Origin of the sequence: Butyricicoccus sp. (assembly GCF_050872565.1) — a bacterium.
In the GTDB taxonomy this organism is placed as follows: Bacteria; Bacillota; Clostridia; order Oscillospirales; family Butyricicoccaceae; genus Butyricicoccus_A.
In genome coordinates this window covers 1-4,193 of record NZ_JBNMHC010000197.1, presented here as the reverse complement: position 1 = coordinate 4,193, position 4,193 = coordinate 1, and the positions used below count along the sequence as shown (strand labels likewise).

General features: G+C 49.4%; 5 protein-coding genes. All 5 read left to right on the top strand.

Annotated features, from left to right (window positions below; translation table 11 throughout):
- Positions 1-454, top strand: a 454-nt coding sequence (locus ACR0P9_RS08485; RefSeq protein ID WP_432619185.1) for a TetR/AcrR family transcriptional regulator, incomplete at its 5' end; no start/stop codon positions are given.
- Complete coding sequence (locus ACR0P9_RS08480) at positions 423-1,079, top strand: HAD family hydrolase (RefSeq protein ID WP_432619183.1); 657 nt, start codon at positions 423-425, stop codon at positions 1,077-1,079. The genes ACR0P9_RS08485 and ACR0P9_RS08480, both read left to right, overlap by 32 nt.
- A 569-nt stretch (positions 1,080-1,648) precedes the next feature.
- Entirely contained in the window at positions 1,649-1,819 is a 171-nt protein-coding gene (locus ACR0P9_RS08475; RefSeq protein WP_432619181.1) for a hypothetical protein, read from the top strand.
- A 192-nt stretch (positions 1,820-2,011) separates the two neighbouring features.
- The gene (locus tag ACR0P9_RS08470; protein WP_432619179.1) at positions 2,012-2,728 is read left to right on the top strand and encodes a response regulator transcription factor; all 717 of its coding nucleotides are present in this window, start codon (positions 2,012-2,014) and stop codon (positions 2,726-2,728) included.
- Positions 2,685-4,193, top strand: a 1,509-nt coding sequence (locus tag ACR0P9_RS08465) for a hypothetical protein (RefSeq protein WP_432619177.1), incomplete at its 3' end; no start/stop codon positions are given. The genes ACR0P9_RS08470 and ACR0P9_RS08465, both read left to right, overlap by 44 nt.

The window sequence follows — 4,193 nt, the reverse complement described above, 5'->3', positions numbered from 1 at the left end:
GCTGCTCGAACACTTGATTTTACAGATCGGGCGGCATATTCTGACGCTCGCCTACGAGCACACCGAGCAGCACCGCACAGAGGATTTCACAGAAAACGTCATTCTGTTTGTCGATTACATCATCACGTATTTTTCCACGCACAAGGACAGCCTGCGTCTCATTCGGCGCAACTTTACTTGGTCTATGGTGCAGCACAATTTAGAGCAGCCGGAAAACGATATGCTGCAGCAGCAATTGCTCGAACAGCTGCTGGCATCTCCCGCTTCTCAAAACCATACCCAACAAGAGCTATTTAATATGGTATATATTATTGTCGAGCTGTGCGGAACGGTCTGTTATTCCAGCATCATTGAGCAGATTCCCGACTCGATTGACCACATGAAACCCCTGCTGTACACCATGATTCGGAGGATTTTAAACAATGAACCAAACCAAGCCAACGTTGATCTTTGATATGGACGGCATCATTCTCGACACCGAGCAGGTTGTGCGGCGGTGTTGGCACGATATTGCCCCGGCATTTCACGCGGAAGAGATTGATCCGGTCTTCCTAGCAACCGTCGGCACGACGCGCGTACATACCTGCGAGATTTTGCGCAAGCGTTACGGTGCAGATTTTCCGGCAGAGGAATTTAACAGCGCCGCCAGCCGCCGCTATCATGAAATTGACGATGCCGAAGGCGTGCCGGTCAAGACCGGTGCACGAGAGCTGCTGCATTGGGCGAAAGACAACGGCTATGCGCTCGGACTCGCCTCTTCCACCAGACAGGAAGTTGTCGAAAAGGAGCTGTCCGCAAGAGGACTGCTGTCCTACTTTGATTACGTACTCGGCGGCGACAAAATCACGCGCAGCAAGCCTGCCCCGGATATTTATGCGACTGCCTGCCGCGCCATGCACGCAGACCCTGCCAAGACCTATGCCATCGAGGATTCTTATAACGGCATCCGCTCGGCGCACGCCGCAGGCATGATGCCGATCATGGTACCGGATCTTCTGCCGCCGACCGAAGAAATGCGGCAGCTCGCCGTACACATCTTTTCCGATCTCACGGAATTTCACGAATTTTTAAAGCGATAACACGAAATCGCCAGAACAGGTGCTTCCGGTTCTGGCGATTTTTTTGCGCGTAAGAGGAAACGGTTCGCACCGGCAGTTATAAAATCTTGTCCCAAAACTGCACAATTTTTCTCTGAAAAAGAAATTTATTTATCATTCTTGCTCTCTGAAGTCTAGATCATTTGACTTTCAAAATGAAAGCGCAGATTTTCGTACCTTCAATTTCCAAATTCTATAAAATTTTTCTATTTAATTATTTTTCTACTCCCTAGGTATTTAAAGCAACTTATTTGTGTTATTTTTGTATTTTTACTAAACTTTCGCACTTTTTAACTGAAACTTTTCTTTTATTTCTTAACACAATCTTTACATTACATCGTGAATGATTCGTTATTTTTGCTCTCATCCGACTGTTCAAGTCTGCGATGTCAAATTTCTGTAAAACCTGTAAAACAAATTCCTTCAATTTTTTCAATATTTCGGTCAAAATGCCACGTGACATTTCCTCGAAAAAAGTCTATTATACTAAGCAAGGAAAGCGAAAACGCAACGATATGCGAATCCTGCTTTCAGAAAGGAAGCGAATTGGAATGGGTCTTTTAGGAACCCTGCACAACATGGCAAAGTCCGGTCAGGTCAACGAGATCAACTCGGTTATCAATCAGGAACGCGCCTCTGCAAACGCAAGTGCTCAGACAACCGGCAAAGAACGTCGTAAGTTCCATCACAACATGGAAATCTCCATCGCTTCTTACCCTTAACTAGCTTTTACCTATTTTTTCATACCTATTTTTCCTATCTCTTTTCTTTGTAAAGCAAAACCCTGCGGTTTCCCCGCGGGGTTTTGCTTTTTTATTTGTATCTTTCTTCAGAAAATGTTAAGATTTTTATACGCTAGTTTGAAAGGATTCCATTGTATCCTATACCCATAGACAGCAAGGAGGACACACAGTATGACCTACCGCATCTTAGTATGCGACGATGACCGCGAAATTGCGCGCGCCATTGGCATTTATCTCCGCTCTTCTGGATACGAAGCCGTGGAAGCACACGATGGTACCGAAGCGCTGGAGCTTTGCCGCACGCAGACCTTCCATCTGCTCATTCTGGACATCATGATGCCAGGGCTGGACGGCATCCAGACGACAGAGATTTTGCGCCGCACGCACAACATTCCGGTCATTATGCTCTCGGCAAAGAGTGAAGACATCGACAAAATCGACGGTCTGACTGCCGGTGCGGACGACTATATGACCAAGCCGTTCCAGCCTGCGGAGCTAATCGCCCGCGTTAAATCGCAATTGCGGCGATATACCTCGCTCGGCGGAATGCATCAGACGCCGACTGCCGCCGTCTATCGAACCGGCGAGCTGGTCATTGACGATGCATCCAAAACCGTCACCGTCGACGGCGATCCCGTCAATTTAACGCCGCGTGAGTACGGCATCTTACTGTTTTTGACCCAGCACGCAGGGCAAGTGTTCTCTATTTCACAGATTTATGAAGCGGTTTGGCAGGAACCCGCGTACAATTCAGAAAATACTGTTGCTGTCCATATTCGTCGGATTCGAGAAAAAATCGAAATCAATCCGAAAGAACCCAAATATTTAAAGGTGGTGTGGGGAATTGGCTACAAAATGGAAAAACTTCACCCGAAACAGCTGGGTTAAAGCTGTATCTTGGCTGCTCATCCTCGCGATGACAGCGGCATCTGCCGGTATGACGGTATATGCCATGTACAATATCCAACAAGAGGATCTCGCGCAAGTCACGCCGTACGGTTACGGCGGGTTTCCGATGGGAGATGTGCTCACGCATGAGACACCGACCGCCGACTTTCTCGCGCAGCAGCTATACGGTCCGCTCTCCGAACTATATACCGCCCAAGAATCCGGCAGCACAGCAGAAGGCATTCAAAACGCTGTCAAGCCTGCGGATCTTCTCGACGATCTTGTCTCCTTATATGAGGAAAGTGATGATGCACAGGCAGAAGATACAGAAGATACCGTGAGCTATGACGAAAATGCGCCGACACTGGACGCTGAGACCGTTCACGCCGTGATGGTTGCTTACTATCGCAGTGACTACGATTATTTTTCGACAGACACATTTGAGAACTGGCTGACCCATCATCCAGCTGCCTATGAGGCGTGCCGGACCAAATATGTCAACAAACATCTGCGCAATATCTCCGACATCCAAGAGGAGCTGCAGCAGTATAAAACAGCCTTTGCGTATTATACCATCAATGAGGCGACCGGAGACGTTGTCACCTCTCTGCCGGATGGCACGACACAGGAAGAAGCTGAATCACAGCTGCTGTCTCCCTCAAAATACGCGCTGTCGCTGAAAACAACAACCAGCCGGGCAGAATTTCACGCGAATGATGGCTCCGTTGAACAGGCCTTGCAGTCTTTGAGCACTTCAGAGTACCGATTGGACAGCGACCGCAGCGGCACGGCAATCGGCGCACTGACCTTCGGTGCCTACAATCAAATAGCGGCTTCTTGGAGCCATATGCACGAACAGTTGTCTTATCTCTGTATGGTCTATGCAATCTCCGCTGTTGTCATTGTGCTGTGCATCTTCATCCTGTGCTCCGGCGCAGGCCGTAAGCCGGATGACAACGAATGCTATCTCATCGGCTTTGACCACATTTGGACAGAAGCACAGATCATTTTCGGCACATGTGCCTGCCTTGCTTTTTCTTGCGTTATTGCATTTTTCCTGAATTACTTCGATGATGCAACGGTTTCCTTGTCGCTGGCTTGGACCTACAGCGTTGTCTGCGCGGCATCCGCCGCCTTTGCCGCGGTATGCCTGACCATCTTCCTGTCACAGGTTCGCCGCATCAAGGCGCGGCAATGGCTCAACGGCTGGATTCTTTGGCGGCTGCTCCGCAGATTCGGCATTACCTCGGTACAGTGGCTGTACCGACAGTTCCGCAAAAGCCCGCTGCGCCGCCGGTTTATCCTGCTGAGCATTCTTGTTCCGCTGCTGTGCGCCGCATGGCTTCCCGCTCCGATTGTCGTTGTTGCGCTGCTCATTGCCAGCATTCGTCTGGCTGACAGCATTGAAGCGGTCACGCGCGGTGCGCACGACATTCGCACAGGCAAAACGGATACCAAAATCACG